The sequence below is a fragment of the Cryobacterium sp. TMB1-7 genome (assembly GCF_004402435.1).
GTDB classification, from domain to species: Bacteria; Actinomycetota; Actinomycetes; order Actinomycetales; family Microbacteriaceae; genus Cryobacterium; species Cryobacterium zongtaii.
This window is the reverse complement of sequence record NZ_SOFZ01000035.1, coordinates 1-1,233: the sequence shown is the minus strand read 5'-3', so window position 1 is coordinate 1,233 and position 1,233 is coordinate 1. Positions and strand designations below refer to the sequence as shown.

Genomic DNA, 1,233 nt, shown 5'->3' with positions numbered 1-1,233 from the left:
CTGTTCGATGCCGCCCAGCCGGCCGCAGCACGAGTCCAGGTGCCGATCGAGGCGCTGACCACCGGGTTGGACACGTGGCCGACAACGGTCTTCCGCGACACGCCCAGGCGGGTCTGGATGTACCCGAACTCCCGGTCGCCGTGCGCGGCCTGGTTCAGGTTCATGAAATCGAAATCGATCTCGGCCCAGGGCAGTTCCACGTTGGCCTGGGTGTGCAGGTGCAGCAACGGCTTGGTCAACGCGTTGAGGCCGCCGATCCACATCTTCGCCGGCGAGAACGTGTGCATCCACGCGATCAAACCGATGACCTTGTCATCACCGTTGGCATCCAACGCGGCCCGACGGATCGACTCAGCGTCCTTCAAAACCGGCTTCCACACCACCGTGACGGGCACGTCACTGGACGCGTTGAGAGCATCGGCGATCGCCCGGGACTGCTCGGCGACCTGGCGCAGGGTCTCCTCGCCATACAGGTTCTGGCTGCCGGTGAGGAACCAGACCTCGTAGCTGTCCAGGGACGTGTTGAGTGCGGTGGGTGACATTATTTGAGGGCTCCTTGCGGTGCTTGTCCGTAGACATTCTGGTAACGGTTGAAAAGAGAATCGATCGATTCCTGCGGGATCGGAATCAGCGGGCCACCCTGCCGGGCCAAGTGCACCGTACGGGCGACGTCTTCGACCATCACGGCAGCCTTGACCGCATCACGGGCATCCTTACCGATCGTGAACGGCCCATGGTTCTGCATCAACACCGCCCGGGAACGATGCCCAGCCAACGCCTCGACAATGCCCTGACCGATGGTGTCATCACCGATGATCGCGAACCGGCCCACCGGGATCGGACCGCCGAACTCATCAGCCATCGCCGTGATCACACACGGGATCTCCTCACCACGCGCAGCCCACGCCGTCGCGTAAGTGGAATGCGTGTGCACCACCCCGCCGACCTCGGGCATGTTCCGGTACACATACGCATGCGCAGCCGTGTCCGACGACGGCGACCGGTCCGCACCCGGAGTCTCCGGAACGACACTGCCATCCAGATCACAAAGAATCATGTTCTCCGGCGCCAGATCCGCATAATCCACCCCGGACGGCTTGATCACAAACAAGTCCGCGCCCGGCACCCGACCCGACACGTTACCGCCGGTCCACACCACCAAGCCATTGGCCGTCAACTCACCATGCAGCCGAGCGATATCCGCCCGCACACGCGCGATCGCGACCTCGATCT

Annotated in this window: 1 protein-coding gene and 1 pseudogene; both read right to left on the bottom strand. The window is 63.3% G+C overall.

Annotated features, from left to right (window positions below; all coding sequences use genetic code 11):
• Positions 1-542, bottom strand: a pseudogene (locus E3O60_RS18355) (L-arabinose isomerase); the annotation flags it as partial.
• Positions 542-1,231: an L-ribulose-5-phosphate 4-epimerase gene (locus E3O60_RS18350; protein WP_134407852.1), complete on the bottom strand. Its 690-nt coding sequence runs from the start codon at positions 1,229-1,231 to the stop codon at positions 542-544. The pseudogene E3O60_RS18355 and the gene E3O60_RS18350, both read right to left, overlap by 1 nt.
• Positions 1,232-1,233: the final 2 nt, after the last annotated feature.